The sequence below is a fragment of the Corallococcus llansteffanensis genome (assembly GCF_003612055.1).
Classification (GTDB): domain Bacteria; phylum Myxococcota; class Myxococcia; order Myxococcales; family Myxococcaceae; genus Corallococcus; species Corallococcus llansteffanensis.
This window is the reverse complement of sequence record NZ_RAWB01000073.1, coordinates 1-24,003: the sequence shown is the minus strand read 5'-3', so window position 1 is coordinate 24,003 and position 24,003 is coordinate 1. Positions and strand designations below refer to the sequence as shown.

Here is a 24,003-nt window from a genome sequence, read left to right as displayed (position 1 = left end):
TGTGGCGTGCGGTCGCTCCGCTCGCGCACGTCCTGGCGTGGAGTCGCTGGCGGCGCCACCACCAAGCCGTAGCCATGCGGTGTCACTACCGAGCCCGAGGGGCTCGATTCAAATTGCAACTGTAGGACTAAGGCATCAGGTAACCGGCTCAGGCGAGCGCCGACCCGAGTTGGGCGCCTGCCCCCGATCGATAGACTGCGTCCCAAGCCGCGCAGTTCGTCCTTACGCGGCGAGAGGGCAGCCTCGGCCTGTGAGCTTGCCCGGGCTTCGTGGACAGGTGGGTTACGCAGCCAACGGCACCTGTGAGGCGGTCTTCTCGAACTCGAGGGGGCTGCCCCCCTGTGTCAGGGAAGTTGTCGCCTCGGCTGAGCGGCCGGGATGACCACGCCCTGGGGGCGAGAGCAGGCAGGACGCAGTGCCGTACACGGATGGATTCAAGTCCCAGAGGGTGAAGCGGAGTTACGCGCGGCCCTGAGTCACGCCGTCCAATCTCAGCGGAGGGCCTTCTCCAGCTCCTCGCGACTGAAGTCCCTCGAGAGGTTGTTCGGGTCCCAGAGGGCGGCCAGCTCGACGATGGCCGGCAGCAGGGCCTGGATGCGGTCCTTGAGCCTTGCGCGCACGTGCTCCTTGAACCGCTGGTTCTTCATGCGGGCCAGCTCGCGCACCTCTTCCGGGACGCGGTTGACCAGGTCGTCGAGGGGGCGCAGGCCCCGCTCGAGCGCGCTGTCGACTTCGCTCTGGAGGTTGCCCGGCAGGGCCTTGAGCTTGCCGGCGGCGTCCTTGCGAGTGATTTCCTCGAGGTGCTGACGGAAGAGGTAGGACTCCGCGAGCTGCTCGAGGGTCTCGCTGCCCAGGGACTGGACGAAGATGCCCTTGAACTTGTCGCGGAACTTGTTGTCGAGCTCCTCGGTGAGCCTCCAGTCGGTGTCGATGGCCGAGCACACCTTGTCCTTGAAGCTGGAGGCCTCGCTTCGCTGGGCCGAGCTGGGCACGCGTGAGGCCCAGTCGGAGAGGTAGCCCTTGGCCTGGTCGAGCATGACCTTGGCATTCCCCAGGTCGTTCTTGTCACGGTACGTGTCGACCTCCGCCCGCGTCGCGTTGAAGAGCAGCAGGACGCTGCCCTTCTCCGCCTGCACCAGGCTTTGGTAGGCCGACACCAGGTTGCGGTAGTGGCCCTTCTGCACCTGGTAGACTTCGGAGCCACCCTGCACGGCGTCCAGCAGGTTGCGGTCGATTTCGTCGGGGATGTCGACATCGAACAGCGAGGCGACGAGCTTGGCCAGGTCCACGCCCTTGCCGCCCAGGAGCTTGTCATCGAGCTTGAGGGCCACGTCGAGCGACTTCGCGGTGGCGCGCGAGACGCCCTCGCTGGTGCGCTTGAGCACGCCCGGGGCGAGCTCGTCGACGATGGACTGCGCCATCCGTGAGACTTGCTGCACCACCTGACGCTGGTCGTTCTCGAAGATGACGTCCTTGGACAGCAGGAAGGTCCACTTGTCCCACAGCTCGCCCAGCATCTTGTTGAGCAGGTCCTGGTGGACGAGCAGGTCGTCGTGGAGCTGGGGCGTCTGCACCTTGGCCAGGGAGTCGAAGAAGGCCATCTCGTGCTCCAGCGCCTGGTACCAGAAGAGCTGGAGGGCGGGCGAGAGCATGTTGTCCTTGGCGGCATCGCCAAAGGCGCGGCTGATGTCGGCCGTCGCCGTGGCGCAGCGCTCCTGCCACTTGCGCTGCGTCCCCAGATTGCCGGCGCTGGTGCGCTCGCTGGCGTCGAGCATGGCCGAGAGGGCTTGATCGGCCGCGTTTCCAACCTTCACGATGGCGTCGCTCAAAGCGCGCTTCACCGTGTCGGGGGCGCCCTCCGAGGCGCGGTTCAACCGTTCGTTGAGTTCAGAGACGCGGCTTGAGTACCAGCCCATGGAGTGCTCCTTACAGGCTCTGCTCGCTGGTGATGCGCCAGGGGCCACCGTTGCGGCGTTGGACCGTCCAGCGCCGACGCACGTCGACTGAGTTGAAGGTGCGGGTCTGGCCCTCGAAGAGGCCGACGTGGTCCAGCTCCAACTCGACCTCCTCGACGCGCGGCAGGCCCGGGGCCTCGTCGCCCCGGATGACGACCCGCACCTCGCCAATCCAGCGCACCCGCGCGTCGAGCACCTTGTCGAGGATGAGGCGCCGCGCGCGCACCCACTCGCTGTCGCGGCCGTTCCAGGTCCAGACCGGGTAGTAGATGGGCCGGTCGGCGTCTGGCACGGCGCGCCAGTCCGCGAAGAGGCCGTTCCAGGTCTCCTGGTCACCGCGCTTCACGGCCGAAATCATCGCGGTGAGGACCTCGCGCGGGCTCGCGTCGTCGGCCGGAGCGCCGAAGCTCTCCTGGCTGAGCGTCTCCTCTCCGGCGAAGCGCGGTCCGCCCTCGCTCGGGTCGCTGACATCGACGCAGACCACGCCGCCGACCAGAGCGGCGACGGGCTCCACCTCCAGGCCGGCGGCGGTGCGGCCCGAGCCCGCGAGCAGGCGGGGATCCGGAAGGATGCGGCCGAGCACGGCGATGTCGAGCCTCACCGACGGGGCAACGCGCTTCTGGTAGCGCTGCATGGCGGAGAAGACCTTGTTCATGGCCGGGGTGTTGGCGGGGCAGAAGACCCAGGCGCCGGACTGGTTCCAGGCCAGGTAGCCCTTGCCCATGTCGACCAGCCACTCCCGTTGCGTCAGCGTCGGCAGTGAGACCAGCTTGCCGGTCACCGCCGAGCGGTCACCCCGGAAGGGGTCGACGACGGGGAAGGCGCCGAGCGTCTCCCCTGCACGCGCCTCCAGCAGGACCTTCCACGCCGCCGCGGCATGGAGGCCGATGGCCTTCACCTGCTCCTCGCCCCGGGTGCGGAACTCAAGGGCATCCGCCGGGAGCGTGACGAGGTCTCCTTCGAGACAGGCACGCACCGTCTCCCAGTCCTCGCGCATCGCCGTCGCGAAGGGGCCGGGATGATGCTCGACGAGGAAGTCGACGCGGGCCTTGTGTCCGAGGTGATTCGCGAGCTCCGCGCGCGTCCCTCGCGAGGTGCGCCAGGCGCCGAAGGTGCTGTCGAGCAGGCGCTCCCAGTCGAAGACGCGCTTCTCGAGCCATGACATCCAGGCCTCGTCGAAGCCGTCGCGACCCATGCGCTCGGGTCCTCCCGGTCCGATGATCTGCCGCGTCGTATCGGCGATGCTCCAGGTGCGTTCATGGAGCAGGGCGCCGCTGAACTCGTGCTCCTCCCAGCCCTCGCCGGGCTCGCGCCGGCGAACGATTCGCACCTGGACCTTGTCACCCTCCTTTCGCCCCTGTTTGTCCCAGGTCTGGTTCTCGGCGTACTGGCCGAGCATGAAGGGCACGGTGCGCTGCGTGGTGGCCAGGTCGGGTGGCTTGACGACGGGCTGACCGTCGATGGCGATGACCCGGTCGCCCACGCGCAGTCCCGAACCGCGGAAGCCGCTGTCCCAGGAGATCCACGCCACGTGGAGGTGGGGCGTCAGGGCGTCGAAGCGCGCGTCGAGCTTGAGGCCGCTGCGCAGGCCCTCTTGGAGGTATTCCTTCTCGGCGCCACGTGGGTTCATGAAGGCGTCCCTGCCCTGAATCCCCGCCCCCTGCGGAGATGAGGCGTCGTTGTCTACCTCGCGGGCCTCGGCGCTTCAAGGAAGGGGGACGCCGGAGCACCTTCGCCCGCGTCTCGACATCGGTGAGAGTCAGCAGTGCGCGGGCTTCGCACGTCTCCGCGCTGCCAGCGGGTCTGAAATCATCGTCAGGCTCATGGCCACGCCAGGTCGATGAGGACGACGCGTACGGCTTCCTCCACTACGACGAGGACTGGGGCTGCCGCCGCTGCGCGCACTGGATGAGCAGTGGGGGGGTGTAGCGCCGGATGTCACGGAGAGCGATGGTTTGTTGCGGCGGACGCAACAACGGCACCGGCGTAGCAACACAGATTCGAGGGAAGCCGGAGATGGCACACTTCCTGCTTTTACGGGGAGTGCCGCAACCATCGCACCCGGCCTTGAGCCGGGTGCGAGATCCCCGCAGCAAGAGGAGTGTCCCCACATGTTTCATCCGGCTGAGTCACACCGTGGTTCTTCCAACGGCCTGCGCGCGGTAACGCTCGCGATGCTCGCGGTCTTCACCATTCAGATTGGCTGCAGCCGTGCTCCCGAGGCCAACCCGATGACCAAGGCGCGCGAGGCCTTGGCCTCGAACATCGTCTTCAGCGCCGTGGAGCCCGCGCAAGTCGTCGACGGGAGCCTGGAGCGGTTTGGCCGGCTGGGCATTGCGATGCATGACGAGGTGCCCCGTTTCATGAACTTCGTCCTGCGGCAGACGCTCGTCCGCGGCACGGAGGACGCCGTCCTCGAGGTGTATGACGAGAAGACCGGGGAGCGCACCATCTACACGGTGAACAACGAGACGGGCGACGCCTGGGTCCACCATGAAGGCGGCAATCTGCACATGGTCTTCAACGCGGACAAGACCATCATGGTGGGTGACAAGCTGGCTGCCAACGAGGAGGAAGCGGCCAAGATCCTCCTCGATACCGGGGAGCTGGACAGCGTCTCCGAGTACTCCCTGTTCACGATGATTGAAGTCATCAGCAAGTACCTTCCCGAGGACAAGACGGGGAAGGGCGGCGCCGCGGCGGTTGTCGTCCTCATCGCGGTGGGCGTCTGGTACGTGGGCTCCACCGTCGGCTGCTCCCAGCAGTACAGGCGGAACGGCTGCAAGCTCACCGGGCTGAGCAACTACTGCCGCTCGTGGTGCGCCTCGTATTGGTGCCGCTGCTAGCAAGCCAACCGGTGTTTCGAGCCAGGAACTGGAACCGTCCATGACTGTGTTGGCAAGGCACTGGCTCCTGGCCCTGCTTCTGGGGGCCTGCGCGTGTCAGCAGGCCCCCGGTGTGCAGGAGCGTGTCGTGGCGATCTACTCACGAGCGGATGTCGCCGAGCTGCAGCAGTCGCCTTGCTCCGATGGCCGCTGCCCGCATGTGGCCCTCGAGGACTTCTCCTGTCCCTCTGGAGTGAGAGCCGAGGTGCTCGTGCTCAGCGGACACAGCCTGCCGCCGAGCTATCTCAACGCGTCCCCGGAGGACCTCGCGCGGGTGGCTCGGTGCTACCGCCCGGACCTCATCGTCCTGGATACCTGCTACGGCTTCTCGACGCCGCTGCTCACGGCGCTCGCGGAAGAGGCGCCGGGGGCCTGGGTGCTGGGCTCCACGTACAAGCTGCCCCTTGATGGGTTGCTCTATGACGAGGGCTTCTTCCAGGCCGGGAGCCCCGAGCAGCGCGCTCGCTTCGTCCGTACGCGCTCTGGCAAGGCGCTCGAGTTGTGGCGGTTGGATGCGAAGGCCATGGACACGGCCCTCGAAGAGGTGTCGCGCTGGGAGCCCGCGGTGCTGGAGGCCCGGTTGGCGCGCAAGCACCCCAACCTCGTGAAGGTGGCGCTCCCGGGGGAGGCCACGGCGCTGGTCCCCGTTCCGCCCGAGAGGTTCCGGAAGCGATGAGCCTGCTACTGGCCCTGGGCTCGGGTGTCGCGCTGGGCGGCGCCTTCCTGTGGACGTGGGCGCAGCCTTTGGCCTGGGTGGGCATCGCGCTGCTGGGGTGGGCGCTCCACCGCGCCAACGGCTGGCGCCAGGCCGCCGCGGCGCTGCTGCTGGCTGCGCTGGTGCGCCAGGGCGTGGCCCTGCACTGGTGGGTGGGGACGGCGGGGTTCTACACGGCCCCCTGGCTTCCTCCTCCGTTCATCGTGGCGTTTCTGGGCTGGACGGCCACGGGGGCGCTGTCCCAGGTGCCACTGCTGGCGCTGGCGGCGCTGCCCGTGAAGCGGGTGCCTCCAAGGTACTGGTTGCCGGTGGGATGGGTGCTGGGCGAGGCGGGGCTGGAGGCGTGGAGCGGCTTCTCCATGACGCACGTGCTGCATTCCCAGTGGATGCAGCCGCCAATCCTGAGGGCCGTGGGCTTCGTGGGGTGGGTGCCCACACTGGTGCTCTGCCTGCTCGCCGCCGTGTGCGTTGGAGAGGCCGTGGCCCTGCGCTCGCGCCGCCTGTTGCTGCCGGCCGTGGGCGTCATGGTGGCCATGGCCGCGCTGCCCCGGCTGCCCGTGGCGGACGATGCGCTCCAGGGGACGGGCGTGGTCCACATGGCATCTTCCGTGCGGGTGCCGGAGTCGGTGCCCGAGGCCACGGAGCGGCTCATCTGGCCAGAGTCCACGGTACGGGGGCTCCAGCGGGGGACCGAGGGGCGTGTGTCACGGCCGGAGGTCATCGAGGCCTTCGATGCGCGCCTGCCGGTCCCCGCCATCGCGGGGCTGACGCTCCGAACGCCCGAGGGTTTTTTCAATGCCGCCGCCGCCTTTGATGGGGACGGGCGTCTGCAGGAGACCCGAGGGAAGTCCATCCTGGTCCCCATCGGCGAGCGCTCCATCTTCGGGCTTCAGGGCAGAGGGGAGCCGCTGATCGCAAGCCAGGCGCGACCGCTGCTGTCCCTCGCGGGGCGGAAGGTGATTCCGCTCATCTGCTACGAGGCCTTCAGCCGCGCCACCGCCTTGCGTGGACGGGAGGCGGGAGGAGAGCTGCTCGCGGTCCTGGCCAGTGATCTGCCCCTGGCTGGAAGTCGCTTCGCCATGGACCAGGCCATCGGCGGCGTGGTGATGCGGGCGGTGGAGCTGCGCATGCCCGCAGTGCGAGCCTCGCTGGGAGGCGTCGCGGCGGTGGTGTCTTCCGACGGCCGCGTGCTGGCGCGGAGCGCACCGGGGACGAGCAGCATCCTCACGGTGTCCCCGCCGCCGCGGATGGTGGAGGCGACGCAGGAGTAGGCACGGTCCTCTTGGGCATGCGCCAGTCCTCGGGATGTAAGTGTTCACGGGGTCAGGCGGCTGTGAGCGTGAAATGGGCCTGCTCCGGCGCTCTCAAGCGGTCGTCGCAACAGCTGACGCGAATACTTCGGCAGGCGTTCGCCATGCAAGCGTTTGACGCGGGCGCCCGTTGAGTTCGTGCGCGATGGCGTCGAGTCTCACGCTCGCGGTGCGCGGTCGGGTCATCGTGGGGAGTAGAGGGAAGCGGGTCACCAGGTGAGCGGCAGTTCGTGCACGCCGAGCAGGTTCTCATCCTTCTTGAAGCGGACCTCCTCCAGCGGCACGGCCAGCCGCAACGTGGGGATGCGCTGGAACAGCGTCTTGAACACCACCTCGAACTCAATGAGAGCCAGCGCGCGCCCCGTGCACAGGTGGATGCCATGGCCGAAGGCGAAGTTGCGGTGCGCTTCCCGGTGGAGGTCCAAGCGGTCCGGCTCCTCGAAGACCGTTCCGTCGCGGTTGGCGGAGTCCGGCTGCGCGAGGATGCCCTCCCCGGCGCGAATGAGCTGGCCGCCCACGGTGACGTCCACCGTGGCGACGCGCTGCCGGGCGAGATGGGAGACATTGACGAAGCGCAGGAGCTCCTGGACCGCCGCGGTGATGGCGGCGGGGTCCTCCAGTTCGCGGAACTTCCCGAGCTGCTCGGGGTGGATGAGCAGCGCCAGCGTCCCCAGGCCGAACATGTACGCGGACGGTCCGTGCCCGGCGTAGTACAGCGAGTGGAACAGGGAGGCCGCGTCCGGAGGGCTCAGCCTTCCCGTCGCCACCTGCTCCGTGACGACGCGACCGATGAGCGTGTCGCCAGGCTCACGCAGGTTCGCCTCCACCAACCGCAGGAAGAAATCATCCAGGGCCATCAGGGCCGCCCTCGCCTCCTCGCGAGAGGACGCGCGGGAGCCGACGGTCCGACTGAGGACATGCAGGTCGTCAGCGCCGTCATGGGGCACGCCGAGCAGGTCGCCAATGACTTGCAGGGCCACGGGGAGCGCGAACGCCGCCATCAGGTCCGCCGGTTTCGGGCCGGCCAGCATCGCGTCGAGCGCCGCGTCCACGGTGGCCTGGATGCGCGGCCTCAGGGCTTCCATCCGCCGGGGCATGAACTCCTGCACGAGCATGGCCCGCTGCACCCGGTACTCCGCATCAGGGCGAAGGAAGAAGGCCAGCGGCCTCCCCTGCCGTGCCGCCGCCGCGGGCGACAGGTGCGGGAACCCTGGCAGTGTGGAGTCCACGACCAGCCGGGGATCTCCCAGGACCGTCAACACGTCGTTGTAGCGACTCACCAGCCACGGCGTGTTTCCGTCCCACAACCGCACGGGGCAGACCGGGGCTTCCTGCCGCAGCCGCTTGTATTCAGCGGGAGGCTCCAGTGGGAGGCTCCAGTCCTTGGGGAAGGGATAGGAAGGGCTCATCGGGGTGCTCCTGTTCGCTCGAGCCGGGCAGCGGCGCCCGCCACGGTGGGGTCCATCCGGTGCAGCAAGCACAGTCGCTGCTGGGCGAACGACATCGGGAACGCGGTCGTCATCCGCGTGGCAGCCTCTGGATGAGGGGCCTGGCGACCGGGGCCTCGGCGAGCGCGTGGGCCAGCTGCGCGATGGTCGGCCCGGTGAGGATCGTGGCGAGCCCGACCTCCCGTCCCACCATCCGGCTCAGCCGAGAGGCCAGCCGCATCGCCTGCAACGAATGCATGCCGAGCGCGAGCAGACTCTCATGGACATCCACCCGGCTCACGCCCAGGAGTTCGGAGACCACCGCCGCGACGCGGGCCTCGGCCTCGGTCCTCGGCGCCGTGTAGGGCGCGTCCGGGCGCCGGTCGGTCGCGGGCAGCCGCGAGCGGTCCACCTTCCCGTTCGGAGTCAGCGGCCAGGACTCCAGGACGACGACCTCCGAAGGCACCAGATGCGCCGGAACCCTGCGCGCCAGGTCCTCGCGCACGGCCTGCGCCGACACCGGGGTTGCCGACCCGGCCACGACATAGCCCACCAGGCGGGGTTCCTCCCCGCGCGAGTCGACGCGCGCGAGGGCATCCACCACGCCGGGATGCGCGGCCAGGGCGGCACGCACCTCGGCCAGCTCCACCCGGACGCCACGGACCTTCACCTGTTCATCACGGCGGCCCAGGAACTCGATGACGCCCCCGGGCAACCACCGGGCCAGGTCCCCACTGCGATAGAGCCGCGCACCCGGATGTAACCCGAAGGGATCCGGCACGAACCGCTCGGCGGTGAGGTTCGGCAGGTCGCGGTAGCCCCTCGCGACACCGGCCCCACCGATGCAGAGCTCCCCCACGGCGCCCGGCGGAGCCACCTGCCCGTGCGCGTCGAGCACCACGAGGTGGGCATTGAACAGCGGTCGCCCGATGGGCACGTGGGTGGCTTCGGGGTCGAGCCCGTCGTCGAGCCGGTGTCCGCTGGCCATGACGGTGATCTCCGTGGGGCCGTAGCCGTTCGTCACCTTCGTGAAGCCTCCGCGCTGGAGCGTGCGGAACGCCTCCACGGGGAAGACATCCCCGCCCACCACCACGCGGTCCAGGGCGGCGAAGGCCTCCGGAGCGTCGGCCGCCAACCGGGGCAGCACCACGGGGGGGATCACCGCATGCGTGATGCGCTGGTCGATGAGACAGCGGGCCAGCCCCGGCACGTCCCAGCCCGGCGGCAAGAAGTGGACCGCGGCGCCGTTGAGCAGCGCGCCCCAGACCTCCAGCACCGAGATATCGAAGGACACCGACGCCATCGCCAGCATCGTCTTGCCAGGTCCCAGGTCCTCGGCCAGGGCCGTCCGGTACAGCAAGGACACGACCGAGTGATGCTCGATTTGAACGCCCTTGGGTCTGCCCGTCGACCCGGACGTGTAGAGGACGTAGGCGAGGTCCGACGGACTCCCTTCCTGCAGCGGCGGCCCGGACGACGCCGGGGGCAGCGCATCCAGCACGACGGTGGGCAGGCCGGTGAGCCGGCCCGCCAGCACCGCCGTCGTGACCAGGGCGCGGGCCCCGGCCTCCTGCATGAGCGGCTCCAGCCAGGCGGCAGGAGCGCCTGGATCCAGCGACAAGAAGGCCGCCCCCGCCATGAGGATTCCCAGTTGGGCCACGACCAGCTCCGCCGAGCGGGGGATGCACACCGCCACGAGCGCCTCACGGCTGACGCCCAGGCCGCGCAGGTGGTGCGCCAGGTGCTCCGCCCGACGCGTCAGCTCGGCATAGGTCAGCACGTGGTCGCCGGACCTCACCGCGGGGGCATCGGGCGCGAGGCGGGTCCAGCGGGCGAACAGGTCGGGCACCCGGTACGAGGGGGCCTCCTGGCGTGGGCCCACGCTGACGAGTGCGCGCCGGTCCACGTCGTTCAGCAGCGACAGCCTGGACACGCGGGTGTCCGGCGCGTCGGTGATGGAGCGCAACAGCTGCTGATACGCGGACAGCATGCCGGTGATGAAGAAGTCCTCGAAGAGGTCGGAGTCGAACTCCCACGAGAGCAGGATGCCGCTCAGGGAAGAGCGGGGACTGGAGCGCACGGGGGCCTCCGAACGGGGAATGCTCACCACGTCCCCGGCCAGCCGTTGGATGTGCCCCGGTTCGGCGTAGAGCGGCACCGCGACGACGGACAGCTCGAACTTGGCCGAGCCGTTGCCCAGTCCCTCCACGAAGGAGACGTCGAGGGGTGACGCGTCAAGCGTGCCCACCGACGAGTCGTGGAAGTTGAACATCGTCTGGATCAACGGATTGAAGCCACCCTGATGCCGCGCGGGCGACTGCGCGAAGATCTGCTCATAGGGCAGCTCCTGGTGGTCATAGACCTCCAGCGTGGTGCGCCGCATCCGCGCCAGGAACTCCTCGAACGAAGGGTCCCCGTCCAGCCGGCCCCGCAGGACGACCGTGTTGATGAACATGCCCAGCATGCCCTCGGTGTCCTGCCAGCGCCGGTTGGCGACCGAGGAGCCAACGAGCAGATCCTGGGAGCCGGTGTACCGGTGCAGGAGGACGAAGAACGCGGAGAGGAGCGTGGTGAAGAGGGACGCGTGGTTGCGGTCCGCCAGGGCCTGGAGGCGGCGCGCGAGGTCGCCGTCCAGCTCCACCCGGGGCGCCACCCCACGAAACCGTCTTCCGCCGGGAGCCGCGCGGCGGGGGAGCTGGAGCCGGGTCTGCGCGCCCTCCAATTCCTGACGCCAGAAGCGGCGCTGCGCCGCGGCGGCCTCGGTCCCCACCCACTCCCGCTGCCAGCGCGCATAATCGGAGTACTGCACCGCCAGCGCGGGGCGTCGCACCTGGCCGTGGCGAACATGTTCGGCGTAGCCGTTGAGCAGCTCGCGCACGAAGACGTTGAAGGACCAGCCATCGTGCACGATGTGGTGTTCGACGTGCACGAAGAGGTGCTCCTGCGCGCCCAGTCGCAGCAGCCGCCAGCGGAAGGGCCGGCCTTCGGCGAGCGCGAACGGGGCCTGCACCGCGTCCCGGACAGCCTCCGCCACCCGGGTGGCCAGCAGCGCTTCGTCCACGCCGCTGAAGTCCTGGAGGGGGAGCTCCACCTCCCACGGGGCTTCCAGCTCACACCGCAGCTCTCCATCCACTTCAGGGAAGCGGGAGCGCATCACGTCGTGGCGACGCACGATGTCGGTGAGGCTCGCGTGCAGCGCGGCGAGGTCCAGCGCGCCCGCGAGACGGAACACCGCCTGCGTGTGGTAGGCCCGCGCGTCCGGGTTGAGCTTGTGCATCAGCCACACCCGCTCCTGGCCAAACGAAGGCGTGAGCGCCATTCCCGCGGCGCCGCCCCGAGGGCCCAGGTCCACCCCACCCTGCGCCTCCTTCAAGCGCGCCGCGAGCCGGGCCACCGTGGGGGCCTGGAGCACCGCGCTCAATTCCAACTGCGCGCCCAGCACACGTCGCACCCGGGCCACGAGCTGGGTGGCGAACAGCGAGTGCCCTCCCAGCTCGAACAGGTTGTCATCGCGCCCCACCCGCTCCATCCCGAGCAGCGCCGCGGCGATTGCCGCCAGCGCCACTTCGCCGGGCGACTCCGGCGGCTGGTAGTCCGTCCGCTCCGCGCGGGGAGGGCGGGGCAGCCGCGCCCGGTCCACCTTGCCGCTGGTGTTCAGGGGCCAGAGCTCCACCACGACCACGACATCCGGCACCAGGTAGCCGGGCAGACTGCGTCGAAGCTCCGCGCGCACCGCGTCGCCGGACAGCGCCGCTCCGGTGACGGGCATCACGTAGCCCAGCAGGCGCTCCCGCGTGTCGTCGATGAGGGCGACCGCGTCCCGCACGTCCGGCAGCGCGGCCAGGGCCGCTTCCACCTGGCCCAGCTCGATGCGCGCGCCGCGAATCTTCACCTGGTCGTCGCGCCGGCCCAGGAACTCCAGCGTGCCGTCCGGCAACCACCGGCCCAGGTCGCCGCTGCGGTACAGCCGCCCTCCCGGCACCGGACCGAACGCATCCGGAATGAACCGCTCGGCGGTAAGGGCGGGCCGCCCCAGATACCCGCGCCCGACACCTTCCCCGCCAATGCACAGCTCGCCCGGCACCTCGTCGGGGACGAGGCGCAGGTGCTCATCGAGGATGACCACGTGGTCGTTGGAGAGGGGGCGGCCAATGGGCACGCGCTCCCCCTCCACGGCGTGCACCGCATGGAGCGTGCTGGCCACCGTCACCTCCGTCGGGCCATAGCCGTTGACGAAGCGGTGGTGCGCGCCCCACTGCCGGGCCGTCTCCGGAAGGCACACGTCCCCGGTGCTCATCACCACCTGGAGGTCGGGGAAGCCGCCCGGTTGCAGCGTGCGCAGGACCGTCGCGGGCAGCACCGCGTGGGTGATGCGCCGGTCTACCAGCACGTGGGCCAGCGGCGCTCCGGAGAGCGGCGACGCATCCAGGGTCTCCAGCCGGCCTCCGTTGGGCAGCGCCATCAGCAGGTCGAACAGGGAGGCATCGAACGACGGGTGGAAGAACTGCAGCACCCGCGTGTCCGGCCCCAACGCGCCCAGGAAGTCCCGCTGCGCATGGAGGAGGTTGGCGACGCCGCGATGCTCGGTCATCACCAGCTTGGGCTCGCCCGTCGAACCCGACGTGCAGATGATGTATGCGAGATCCTCCGGGACAAGCGCCGTGTCCTCCACGGCCGCCACGCCGGAGCCCACGTCGGCACCCGACTCCAGGAAGGGCATCCCCGGCACCTCGCTGGCGGGCGAGCCCACCACGAGCGCCGCGCCGACCCTGCGAAGGATGTCCTCGCGCCACGCCTGGGGATGTGACGGCGCCAGGGGCAGATAGGCCGCACCCACGCGCCAGACGGCGATGGCGAGTTCGACGAAGGCAGGGCCCCGCTCCAGCACCACCGCGACCACGTCTCCGCGCCCGATGCCCCGGGCCCGCAGGCTGGCGGCCAGGGCACAGGTCCGCTCCTCCAGCCGCGCATAGGTGGTTTCAGAGGCCCCCTCCGAGAGCGCGACGCGGTCGGCATGCCGCCGGCACTGCGCGGCGATGACGTCCACCACCGAACGCCACGGTCCATGGTCGACCCTTCCGCCCTGCACGCGGGCAGCCTGCGCTTCGCCATCCAGCACCCTCCGCACCTCCTCCGGGGTGTGACCCTCGAGCGCCCAGGGACTCTTCAGACGGAGGCTGGCGAGCAGGCGTTCGTACTCGGTTCCTGTCACCAGGGCGGACGGGGGCGTGGGGGGCAAGGGAGCTCCTGGAAGCAATGACACACGTCGCGGCTGCCGCGCGGAGTTGTCGTCCGGCACAGCTCGCTTCCCCGGACCTCTAACACGCGAAAATCCACTGCGACAGCCTTCAATGGATCCGGCCCTTGTCTCACGGACGCCCCGGGCCTTGTCCTACAGCGAATGAGCATCCGCGGCCCCCTCATCTGGTAGAAGGCGCGAGGAACGCATACGAGCAGGATGTAGGAGTGCACCGTGGCCTCGAACAACATCGCTCATCCCCCTGGACTCGGGCTGTCGCTCTTCGCTGTGGGCGATGTCTTCGTGGACCGCGACGACCCGGCGACGGCCTTCCACTCCGCCCGCGACGTCCTGAGCTCCGGTGACGTCGTCTTCGGCAACTGCGAGGGCGTCTTCAGCGACGACATCCAGCGTGCCCCCAGCGCCGGCTCGACGCTCACGGCGCCCGCGGCGAACGCCGCCCCATTGGCCAAGGCGGGCTTCGACATCATGTCATTGGCCAACAATCACAGTCTCGACGGGGGACATGCCGCACTGCTGTCCATGCGCCGGACCCTGGCCGACCTGGACATCGCCACGGTGGGCGCGGGCGCGAATCTGGCGGAGGCCACCGCGCCCGTGTATCTCGAGCGCAATGGAACACGGCTGGCCTTTCTGGCTTTCAGCTCCGTGTTTCCCTACGGCTATGAGGCGCGCCCGGGTGTCCCCGGTCTGGCTCCCTTCCGTGCACACACCCGATACACTCCCGTGGATCTGAACGCATGGAATCCGGGCATGGCCCCTGTGGTGAGCACCGAGCCGCTGGTCGAGGACCAGAAGGCATTCATCAACAGCCTCACCGAAGCCCGCGCGAAGGCAGACATCGTCATCGTCAGCTTCCACTGGGGTGACTCAACCGTGCCGTTCTCGCTGACCGACCACGAACGACGGACGGCCCGGCTCGCCATCGACAACGGGGCCGACGTCGTCGTGGGCCACCATCATCACATGCTCCGCGGTGTCGAGTTCCATTCCGGAAAACCCATCTTCTACGGTCTGGGACACTATGTGTTCGACCTGCCGAACCTTGCTGAGCGCCTCGCGAGAGACGGTTACCTGGGCGTGGGACGGCCGGAAGAGATGGCGGCATGGGCCCGCAAGTTCGGCGAGTTCATGATTCGCCCGCGGGAAGGCTACCCACTGCTGCCGTTCCACCCGGATTCGAGGCTGACCGGCGCGGCGGTGATCCACATCGCGCCGTCCGGGCGCATCTCCGCCGGCTTCCTGCCCGCGATCATCAATCCGGCCAACGAGCCGATGCACGTGTCCGCGGACAGCGACGAAGGCAGGCGGGTGGTCGCCTATCTCGAACGCTGCTGCACGACCGAGCAGCTTCCGACAAGGCTGGTCGCCCCTCGGCCCGACTCCGGACTGCCCACCTCGTGCATCGAGTTCGTCTCGACCTCAACCGACTGAGCCTGCGCGTGCCTCGAAGGCATGCGACTTTCACCCACCTTGGCGCTTCGCCCTCAAGCCCGCGAGCACCGCATCGCCACGCACTCACTGTGAGACGGCTCTCAGACTCTCTTGGCCGAGTCTTCGGCCGCCACAGCCCCCTGCTCCGCCTCACCGCTCATGCCCGCTCGGGCCTTCTGGGCAGGGAAGGCGGCGCCGAGGATGCGCCCGAGTAGAACCTGGGCGTTACGTCTTCCCTCGCTCGCAGCAAGAATCTGCATCGCGGTTGTCGATCCGGCTGCGCACTGTTCGTCGCCTCGCGGACACCCACCGGGTAGCAAGGAGACACGCGATGAAAGTCATGATGATGGTGAAGGCGAACAAGCAAGCCGATGCGGGTCAGAAGCCGACCGACGAGGCGCTGGTCGCGATGCACCACTTCAACGAGGAGTTGCGGAAGGCCGGCGTGCTGCTCGATCTCGGCGGCCTCACGCCGATGAGCCGCGGCGCGCTCGTGCGGTACAGCAAGAGCCAGTGCAAGGTGATCGATGGCCCGTTCGCCGAAGCCAAGGAGCTGATCGCCGGCTACAGCCTGCTCGAAGTCAAGACGTTCGCCGAGGCAATCGAGTGGGCCCGGCGCGCGCCGTTCGGCCTCCTCGTGCAAGACGGCGAGGAGTGGGAGGTCGAGCTCCGGCCGCTGTTCGACCCGACGGAGTTCGACGTGCCGGGCGAGGCCGAGGAGCGAGCCAAGCGGCTCGGCGAAAAGCCCGGCAAGGCGTAGCCGCAGCGCGGCGCGGCAGGCTCGCGGCGAGTGACCGACCCACACGCCGCGAGCGCCGCCGTGTTTCGCATCGAGCTCCCGCTGTGCCTCCCCAAGCCTCGGTCGCTATTTCTTGCAGGTCGTCACCGGATCGACCTTGGCCACGTCGGCGCCCCACAGGCAGACGACGCGGTCCAAAGCCAGGCCGCTGCGGGAGTTGCTGAAGAAGACGATGCCGTCGCCGGAGTGCGGGCGCATCAAGAAATTGGCGCGGAAGCCGGCCTGGTTGCGTCCGTCGTGACCGACGGCGGTACTGCCGTCGCCGAGGCGTTCGATGAAGTGGCCCAGGCCGTAGACCGCCTCATCGGGCGCGCGCGGCGTGCTCAGCTCCGCGGGTGTGTACATCTGGGCCAGTCGCGCCTGGGTCAGTGGATGCGCGCCGGCGGTGTTCGCCATGCCGGCAATCATCCAGCGGGCGAAGTCGCGGACGGTGGTGGTCAGGGTCGAAGGCGCCTGCTCGACGTAGTAACGCATCGGCACCGGCCTGCCATCGTCGCCGTGTCCCTGCGCTGCGCCGGCCAGCACCTCCGGCGTCATGGCGACGCTGCTGTGTTTCATGCCCAGCGGCCGGAACACCAGCTCGCGCGCCAGGTCCGAATACTTGCGCTGCGTGGTCCGCTCGATGGCCAGTTGCATCAGGGTGTAGCCGCCGCCGGAGTACTGGAATTTCACACCGGCCGGCGCGAACAGTTCCACCGCGCCGCGTCCATTGGTCTTGCCGGCCAGCGACTCCTCCAGGCTCGGCAGTTCCTTGTAATCGAGCCAGCCCTGATACCCGCCCAAGGTCGTGCCCGCGGTGTGCGACAGCAGGCGGCGGATCGTGATCAGGCGAGGGTCGAACGGGCTCTGCGCCAGCGGCCACGGCGACAGCACATCGGCCACCGGCTCATCCAACTGCACGCGCCCCTGCTCGGCCAAACGCATCGTCACCCAGCTGGCGATCGGCTTGGCCAGCGAGGCAGCGACGAACACCGTGTCGGACGTCACTGGCAGCTTGCCCGCGTGGTCCGCGAAGCCGAAGCCCTTGGTGTAGACCAGCTTGCCGCCGACAATCAGCCCCACGGCCGCGCCTTGGATACGGGCTTCTTTCATGAGGGCCGGCACTTCGTGCTCGATGACTTGGATGAACGGCGGTGGCGCGACAGCGGGCGAGCGCGCGGCCGCGACAGCGGGCACGGTGAGGGCCTGGAAGGTGTGGGGCTGGACCTGGAGGCTCTGGGCCTGGGCGAGGGACAGCGGAAGGATGAGGCAGAGCAGGAGCACGGCACGCATGGGCGTTCCTCCGAAGGGGCGTTACGGAGAAGAGGATTCGGTGGCCGGCGCGGCGCGTGGGGTGCGCGTCGCCCAACGTCTCGCAGCGTCGCCGGAGTGCGCGTGGGGCGGCGCCGCGCTACGTATGCCGAGGCCCATGACGTCGTCCGCCCTCTTCGCGGGATGCCTCGCGCTCTCGCTCGCCGCCTCGGCCGCCCTGCCCTCCGTCAGCTCGGCGAATCCGCTGAGGCGACTTCTTCCCTGCTACAGGGAGCCCCGATGCCCTTTACGTCAGTGCGAGTGAGCGAGGTGCGCGAGACTGTTGAGCTCCTGTGCCAACGAGGCGTAGGCGGGGTCGCCAACGGTACAGGGCCACATTGAGGTTCGGGGTCCTGCTGTCCGCCACCCGCGAGAACTTCCGAGGCTTCGGGGAGGCAACGGAGGCGAGCGCCTGGCCTCCCCACGCACGAGGTCAGGCGTGCGCGCTTTCCGGGTCCGCGACGGGCCGCTGGAGGAGCCACGGCAGCCCTCTCCGCTCTCTCCACTGCCAGCAAATGCCAGACCCCGGGTATTGCCGCAAGCCCCCCCGGCCGTGCTCCACCATTGCCCGTTTCGCTCCAGGAGCGGGAGGACCGACAAATGCACGCGGACGTGGTGGCACAGCACGCGGTGGTGATTGCTGGAGGGGGCCCGACCGGCCTGATGCTGGCGGCGGAGCTGGCGTTGGCGCAGGTGGACGTGGCCATCGTCGAGCGGCGCGCCAGTCAGGAGGTCGCCGGCTCGCGCGCGCGCGGCCTGCACGCGCGCAGCCTGGAGGTGCTCGATCAGCGCGGGGTCGTCGAGCGCTTCGTCTCGCAAGGGCAAGCGGTCCAGAACGTCGCGTTCGGGCAGGCGCCTCTGGACCTCAGCGACTTCCCGACGCGTCACAACCATGGGCTCGCGCTCTTGCAGGAGCGCTTCGAGCGCATCCTGGCGGAGTGGGTGGGCGAGCTGGCGGTGCCCCTCTACCGTGGGTGCGAGGTGACGGGCTTCGCGCAGGACGACACCGGCGTCGACGTCGAGCTGTCCGACGGCCGTGCGCTGCGGGCGAAGTACCTCGTCGGGTGCGACGGGGGCCGCAGCCTCATCCGCAAGGCGGCAGGCATCGAGTTCCCGGGGTGGGACGCGTCGATCAGCTACCTCATCGCCGAGGTCGAGATGACCGGAGCACCGGCGTTCGGCATCCGCCGGGACGAGAAGGGCACCTACGCCATGGGCCCGCTGGAGGACGGACGCGTGGGCGTCGTGCTCAGAGAGGAGCAGGTCGGCACGGGCGACGCGCCGACCCTCGAGGGCCTGCGCGAGGGACTCGTCGCGCTCTACGGGACGGACTACGGCCTGCGCAGCGCCGCGTACCTCTCGAGGTTCACCGACATGACGCGGCAGGCGGCGTCCTACCGCAATCTGCGGGTGCTCCTGGCCGGCGACGCGGCCCATGTGCACTCGCCGATGGGCGGACAGGGGCTCAACCTTGGCGTGCAGGATGCCGTGAACCTGGGGTGGAAGCTGGCCCAGGTCGTGCGCGGCGTCTCGCCGGAGAACCTGCTCGACACGTACCAGGCCGAGCGGCACCCCGTCGCGGCCCGTGCGCTGCGGAAGACGATGGCTCAGACCGCGCTGAGCCGTGGTGACGCGCGGATGGACGCTGTGCGCGAGACGCTGGCGGAGTTGCTGCGGATGGACGGGCCCCGCAAGCAGTACGCGGCGATGATGTCGGGGCTGGACGTCCACTACGACCTGGGCGACGGACACCCGCTGCTCGGGCGCCGCATGCCGGACCTCGACCTGGTCACCGCCGACGGCCCCCGGCGCGTGTTCCACCTGTTGCACGACGCGCGGCCGGTGCTGCTCGACCTGGGCGAGCCCGGCACGCTCGACATCACGCCCTGGGCGGACCGGGTTCGGAGGGTCGCTGCTCGCTACACGGGGGCGTGGGAGCTCCCGGTGCTCGGCGCGGTCACGGCGCCCGTCGCGGTGCTGATTCGACCGGACGGACACGTCGCGTGGGTCGGGGAGGGCACGGACCCGGGGCTGCGTGAGGCCCTGACCCGGTGGTTCGGGCCGCCGCGTGCGACGTAACGCGTTTCGCTTGCCTCCGCGGACCACGCCCGGCAAGTGAGGTGTCTCAAGAAATCCTGGGGCGGAGGATCGGTCACTTCACGATGACTGGCCACGCGCGTCGGTCGCGGCCATTCCTTGAACGGCCGCGAAGCCCTGATCGATCAAGGCGAAGAACACAGCGTTCGCCTTCTTCGCGGAGCCTCTGCGTTCGAACACGCTGACGGCTTCCTGGCGAGCCGTGCGCACCGTCAGCACGATCATGCCGGCTGCGAGCCGCGCGAGGCCATCCGGATTCGGACCGGCGAGCTCGATCGCGAGCCCTTCTGCCGCTTCGTCGTTGAGCTCACGGAGCCGCGCCTCGAGCGACGGGCTCGCCGCGACGAAGCGCCAGAAGTCAGCCGTATGGCGGTCGAAGTGGGCGAACGGATGCTTCTGCTCTCGCAGCCTGCCCATGAGAGCGCGGAGCTCGGCGATCGGAGATTGCCCTTGCGGCCTCGCGCGGATCGCCTCGCGAAAGAAGAGCAGCTTCAAGTCATCCTGGCGATCGAGCATGAGGTCCTCCTTGCGCGCGAAGTAGTTGAAGACCGTCATCTTGGAGACGTTCGCAGCGGCCGCGATCTCGTCGAGCGTCACCGCCTCGAAGCTCCGCGCGAAGAAAAGCTCCGTCGCCACATCGGAGATCCGCTGCCTGGTCTCGCGCTTCTTGTTCTCGCGTCGCTCGCCCATGCGCCGGATTCTAACGAAGCGCAGCCGGCAGGGACCATGGATTTTTTATACCCGGTCAACGAATCTCTTGCGAAAATATTTACCGGGTACAATATCAACGGACTTGAGGGCTGCCAGAACGCGGCCATCCCACGGAGACGTCATGAGCGCGAATGGAAAGAAGGTCCTCATCTCTGGCGCGAGCTTCGCCGGGCTCTCGACCGCTTTTTGGATGAGCCGCCTCGGCTACGAGGTCACCGTCGTGGAGGTCGCGCGCGGGCTTCGGACGGGCGGTACGGCCGTCGACATCAAAGGCAACACCGTCGACATCGTCCGGCGCATGGGCCTCTTCGAGCAAATCCGGTCGAACCGATTGAGCCTGCAGCGATGGGATATGAAGAACGAGCGCGATGTCACGGAGCGCTCATTGGTGCTGAGAGGTGAAGGCGAAGCACCTTCGGACGACGAGTTCGAGATCGAACGAACCGTTCTGCTGAACATGCTGTTCGCCGCCGTGAAGGACCGCGTCGAAGTCGTCTTCGACGACAGCATTACTGCGCTGAGCGAGACGAAAGACAGCATCACGGCCACGTTCGCCAAGGGCGCGGGACGCACGTTCGACCTGGTGTTCGGCTGCGACGGTGTTCACTCCGCGGTGCGGAGGCTCTGGTTCGGCGACGAAGCCCAGTACATGTATTTTCTCGGGCAGTACTCCTCGATCACGATCGTGGACAAGTTGCTCATCGAGCGTAACACCGCGCAGATGTTCAACGTGCCGGGCAAGGCCGTGATGCTCAACGCCTACAAGAACAACACGGACATCATCTTCGCGTTCGCTTCCGACAAGGAGCTCCCGTACGACCGTCGCGATGAGGAGGAGCAACGACGGATGATCGCGGACCAGTTCGTCGGGGTGGGCTGGAGGACGGCGGAGTTGCTCGAAGAAGTGCGGAGCTCGAAGAGCTTCTACTTCGACAAACTGTGCCAGATACGAATGCCTTCCTGGACGAAAGGCCGGGTCGCATTGGTGGGCGATGCGGGGTACTGCCCTTCACCCGCTGCCGGCATGGGGGGCTCGTTGGCCATCGATGGCGCGGCCGCACTGGCGGATGCGATGCGAGAGCACGACCGCGACTTCGAGCTCGCGTTTCGAGCCTACAACGAGCGCTTCCGCCCGTTCATCGAGCAGGTCCAAGCGGAGGCCGTGAGGACCGGGCTCGAGAGCCTCGTTCCGAGGACCGAAGAGGCCATCCGCGCGAGGAACGCGCAGACCCACTCCACCTTCTGAGAGCTCGCGCGCGAGGTCAGTGATCCGTAACCGTACAGCCTTGCCGATCTGTGTGTGCGAAGGGCTCGCGCCGGAACGCTGCCGGGCCAGTGCCCTGCCAACGTTTGAACGCGCGACTGAACGCAGGAACGCTCTCGTACCCCACGCGGCCTGCGATGGTCTCCACCTTCTCGGTGGTGTCGCGAAGCAGCTCCGCGGCCCGCGCGATGCGCCAGCGCGCGAGGTACTGGAGCGGGGACTCGCCCACGAGCTCCGTGAAGCGCGCCGCGAACCCTGAGCGCGACATGCCCACGCGTCGCGCGAGCATGTCGACGGTCCAAGGATCGGCGACGCGGGCGTGCATGAGGCTCAGCGTCTCGTAGACCCGTGGGTCGGCAACGGCGGCGATGGCGCCGCGCCTACACTGGCCATCCCCCACCGTCGAGCGGAGTGCGAGCACGAACAGCACGTCGGCAAGACGCTGAAGCACGATGTTGCTCGCCGGTCGGGGCGACGCGCTCTCGGCGAGAATGAATTGAACCGCAGCGGAGATCCATGGCCCCGAGGCAGGGTCGCTCGCCGACAAGACGACGAGCGGCGGCACGCCCTGAAGGAGCACCGGCCCGCGCCCGTCGCTCAGTTCGAAGAAGCCCGCGACAATGCCGGTGGCTGCGCCGCGCCCCCCGATGCGCCGTGGCGCCCCACTGAGGGAATAAGGTCCGTCGCAGACCGGGAGCGACTCGCTGTCAGCCGAATCGCGCAGCGTGTGGGCCGTGCCGTGTGGGACGAACCCAACCTCTCCAGACGATAGGACGTGCGCTCGCGCCCCCTCGACCTCAAGCCGTGCGCTGCCGTGCGCGACGAGGTAGAAGCTCGCGCGATTCCGGCGGGGAATGCGAAGCCCCCACGGCGCGCGCGCCTCGAGGGGGTTGTAGAGAGCGTGCCGGATCAGCGAGGCGCCGAGCACGTCGGCGACCGCGTCTCCACGTGGATCTCGAAGCTCCAACGGCGTTGGCTTTTCAGCTAACTGTTTTGGAGTTTTGCGCATGGATCGTCCATAGCGCAGGCAGTATTCAAAGACCAGGTCACACACCGGGAGAGCGGTCCTATGAGCAAGCCAATCACTCGAGCTGAAGGCGGGGCCTTCGCCGCGCCCGCTCCGGTGGTGTCGGTGAGTCCGGTCATTCTGTCGGCGCCGGGGCGTGGCGCGGATCTGGAAGTGCGGGTCTCCGCGCCCGTAACGGGAAGCGCTTTGCCAATCATCGTTTTCGCGCACGGCCATGGGTCGTCGTCGGATGGCTATCTTCCCCTCGCACACTATTGGGCGGCGCGTGGCTTCGTCGTGGTCCAGCCAACCTTTCTCGATTCGAGGACGTTCGGCCTCGGACCGGACGACCCGCGGACCCCGTCGATCTGGAAACTCCGCATCGAAGATGTCACGCGCGTCCTCGATAACCTGGACGTCATCGAAGCTTCCGTTCCGGGACTCACGGGCCGCGTCGATCGCAGCCGGATCGCCGCGGCTGGGCACTCGTTCGGGGCTCAAACTGCGGGGATGCTGCTCGGCGCCAGAATGAGGGGGCCCGGCGGCCGCTTGGGTGACGACCTGTCTGATCCTCGGTTCAAAGTCGGCGTGTTGCTTTGCGCAGGTGGCCGAGGGGGCGACGCGCTGAGCCCTCTCGCGCGCGAGCATTTTCCGTATTTGAATCAGGTCCATGCCGAGATGACCACGCCGACGCTCGTCGTCGCGGGCGATCGGGACGATTCTCCGTTGACCGTCTGCGGTCCGGAATGGTTCACGGACGCGTACACCTTGAGCCCGGGCCCCAAGTCGCTCCTGACGCTGTTTGGAGCCGAGCACATGCTCGGTGGGATCTCCGGGTATCTCGTGACGGAAACGACCGACGAGAACCCCGCGAGAGTCGCAGCCGTCCAGCGGCTCACGTGGGCGTACCTCCGCACGGCGCTCTACCCCGACGAGCGTGCCTGGCCCGTGGCGTGCGCGGAGTTGATGACGAGCCCAACTCCGCAGGGACGGGTTGAGAGCAAATGAAGCGCCCCCAACGCCAAGGCGTTACTCCCCATCGCTGCTGTCGGAGAAGGCACCCTCGACCTTGTCCTTGTGATGGGGCGCGGTGGCGTCGATCTTCTTCGGGTTCTTCACCTCCCCCACGTCATAGTGTTTCCGGTAGTAGTCCGCCTTGTCCGCCATGCCGAAGGTGGGCTGTTTCTTGCCGAAGCCCTCCTGGAAGGAGGACTTGCCCTCGCTGATGAGCTCCAGAGTGGCACGAGCGTGCTTGGAGCTGCCTCCGGCCCGCTGCTCTTCCGACAGGTGGGTGGCCCCCAGGAGCTTGGCTGCGGCGTTGCGCTGAGCCGGAGTCTTGATGTTCGGAAAGTGGTGCTGGAGCTTCGAGGCATCCCCGCCATGCTTCTTCAGGTCACTGAAAACCTCTTTGCTCCTGGAGGCCTTGAGCAGGTCGCTCGCGATCCCCTTCTGGTCGTCGCCGGGCTTTACCAGGGACTTGATCATGCTCGAGTATTCGTCGCCCACGGCGTTGTCGTCGTAGTTGCCTTTACGGGTCTTGATGAAGTTGGCCGGATCGCGGGTGTTGCCCTTGGCGACCGTCACCGGTCCCAAGGGCGTCTGGAGGACGCCCGCATTGTCCTGCTTGCGCGTGCGACTCATGTTGGAGGTCATGTTCTTGAAGCTGTCCTCCGGAAGTTGGGTGTCCCCATTCTTCCGCGTCGACGCCCGGTCGTAGGCGCGCTGGGTCCGGGTCCCCCCCTTCTCGCTGAAGTCGTCCGCATCCAGCCGCGGCTTCTTGGAAGGCCCCTCAGGCCCGGCCGCGTCGTCTTCGCGGGGCCGCTTCAGGTTGTTTTGGGGGGGCGTAGGGG

Annotated in this window: 16 protein-coding genes; 8 read left to right on the top strand and 8 right to left on the bottom strand. The window is 68.5% G+C overall.

Annotation, left to right across the window (positions count from 1 at the left end; genetic code table 11):
* Positions 1-491: 491 nt before the first annotated feature.
* Both D7V93_RS09590 and D7V93_RS09585 read right to left on the bottom strand, forming a co-directional pair.
* Positions 492-1,916, bottom strand: coding sequence for a hypothetical protein (locus D7V93_RS09590; protein ID WP_147451102.1), 1,425 nt, complete (start codon positions 1,914-1,916; stop codon positions 492-494).
* A 10-nt stretch (positions 1,917-1,926) separates the two neighbouring features.
* Positions 1,927-3,585, bottom strand: coding sequence for a hypothetical protein (locus D7V93_RS09585; RefSeq protein WP_120643100.1), 1,659 nt, complete (start codon positions 3,583-3,585; stop codon positions 1,927-1,929).
* Between the two features lie 481 nt (positions 3,586-4,066).
* Here D7V93_RS09585 and D7V93_RS09580 point away from each other — a divergent pair, with 481 nt between their 5' ends.
* The 3 genes from D7V93_RS09580 (at position 4,067) to D7V93_RS09570 (ending at position 6,826) form a co-directional block, all read left to right on the top strand.
* A complete protein-coding gene (locus tag D7V93_RS09580) occupies positions 4,067-4,801 on the top strand; it encodes a hypothetical protein (protein ID WP_147451101.1) in 735 nt (244 codons plus the stop codon).
* Positions 4,802-4,928: 127 nt separating this feature from the next.
* Positions 4,929-5,516: a hypothetical protein gene (locus D7V93_RS09575; RefSeq protein ID WP_147451100.1), complete on the top strand. Its 588-nt coding sequence runs from the start codon at positions 4,929-4,931 to the stop codon at positions 5,514-5,516.
* A complete protein-coding gene (locus D7V93_RS09570; protein ID WP_120643097.1) occupies positions 5,513-6,826 on the top strand; it encodes a nitrilase-related carbon-nitrogen hydrolase in 1,314 nt (437 codons plus the stop codon). The genes D7V93_RS09575 and D7V93_RS09570 overlap by 4 nt, the downstream gene beginning before the upstream one ends.
* 248 nt (positions 6,827-7,074) lie before the next feature.
* Here D7V93_RS09570 and D7V93_RS09565 read toward each other — a convergent pair whose 3' ends face one another.
* Positions 7,075-8,274, bottom strand: coding sequence for a cytochrome P450 (locus D7V93_RS09565; protein ID WP_120643096.1), 1,200 nt, complete (start codon positions 8,272-8,274; stop codon positions 7,075-7,077).
* A 109-nt stretch (positions 8,275-8,383) separates the two neighbouring features.
* A complete protein-coding gene (locus D7V93_RS09560) occupies positions 8,384-13,531 on the bottom strand; it encodes a non-ribosomal peptide synthetase (RefSeq protein WP_120643095.1) in 5,148 nt (1,715 codons plus the stop codon).
* 234 nt (positions 13,532-13,765) lie between these two features.
* Between D7V93_RS09560 and D7V93_RS09555 the strand changes: the two genes are divergently transcribed.
* Together D7V93_RS09555 and D7V93_RS09550 are read left to right on the top strand one after the other, a co-directional pair.
* Positions 13,766-14,986 (top strand): CapA family protein, encoded by a 1,221-nt coding sequence (locus D7V93_RS09555; RefSeq protein WP_208722968.1) that lies wholly within the window; start codon positions 13,766-13,768, stop codon positions 14,984-14,986.
* A gap of 331 nt (positions 14,987-15,317) precedes the next feature.
* The gene (locus D7V93_RS09550) at positions 15,318-15,746 is read left to right on the top strand and encodes a YciI family protein (RefSeq protein ID WP_120643094.1); all 429 of its coding nucleotides are present in this window, start codon (positions 15,318-15,320) and stop codon (positions 15,744-15,746) included.
* Positions 15,747-15,851: 105 nt separating this feature from the next.
* Here D7V93_RS09550 and D7V93_RS09545 read toward each other — a convergent pair whose 3' ends face one another.
* Positions 15,852-17,057, bottom strand: a complete 1,206-nt coding sequence (locus D7V93_RS09545) for a serine hydrolase domain-containing protein (protein WP_120643093.1) — start codon at positions 17,055-17,057, stop codon at positions 15,852-15,854.
* Positions 17,058-17,675: 618 nt separating this feature from the next.
* Here D7V93_RS09545 and D7V93_RS09540 point away from each other — a divergent pair.
* Positions 17,676-19,154: an FAD-dependent monooxygenase gene (locus D7V93_RS09540; protein WP_120643092.1), complete on the top strand. Its 1,479-nt coding sequence runs from the start codon at positions 17,676-17,678 to the stop codon at positions 19,152-19,154.
* A gap of 78 nt (positions 19,155-19,232) precedes the next feature.
* Here D7V93_RS09540 and D7V93_RS09535 read toward each other — a convergent pair whose 3' ends face one another.
* Positions 19,233-19,862: a TetR/AcrR family transcriptional regulator gene (locus tag D7V93_RS09535; RefSeq protein WP_120643091.1), complete on the bottom strand. Its 630-nt coding sequence runs from the start codon at positions 19,860-19,862 to the stop codon at positions 19,233-19,235.
* A gap of 142 nt (positions 19,863-20,004) precedes the next feature.
* Here D7V93_RS09535 and D7V93_RS09530 point away from each other — a divergent pair, with 142 nt between their 5' ends.
* Positions 20,005-21,129 (top strand): FAD-dependent monooxygenase, encoded by a 1,125-nt coding sequence (locus D7V93_RS09530; protein ID WP_120643090.1) that lies wholly within the window; start codon positions 20,005-20,007, stop codon positions 21,127-21,129.
* Positions 21,130-21,145: 16 nt separating this feature from the next.
* Here D7V93_RS09530 and D7V93_RS09525 read toward each other — a convergent pair whose 3' ends face one another.
* Positions 21,146-22,201 (bottom strand): AraC family transcriptional regulator, encoded by a 1,056-nt coding sequence (locus D7V93_RS09525; protein ID WP_244237205.1) that lies wholly within the window; start codon positions 22,199-22,201, stop codon positions 21,146-21,148.
* Positions 22,202-22,216: 15 nt separating this feature from the next.
* Between D7V93_RS09525 and D7V93_RS09520 the strand changes: the two genes are divergently transcribed.
* On the top strand, positions 22,217-23,161 hold the full coding sequence (locus D7V93_RS09520; protein WP_120643088.1) for an alpha/beta hydrolase family protein: 945 nt from the start codon (positions 22,217-22,219) through the stop codon (positions 23,159-23,161).
* A 21-nt stretch (positions 23,162-23,182) separates the two neighbouring features.
* Here the strand turns inward: D7V93_RS09520 and D7V93_RS09515 are convergent.
* The coding region (locus tag D7V93_RS09515; RefSeq protein WP_208722967.1) for a hypothetical protein at positions 23,183-24,003 on the bottom strand (821 nt) is incomplete at its 5' end.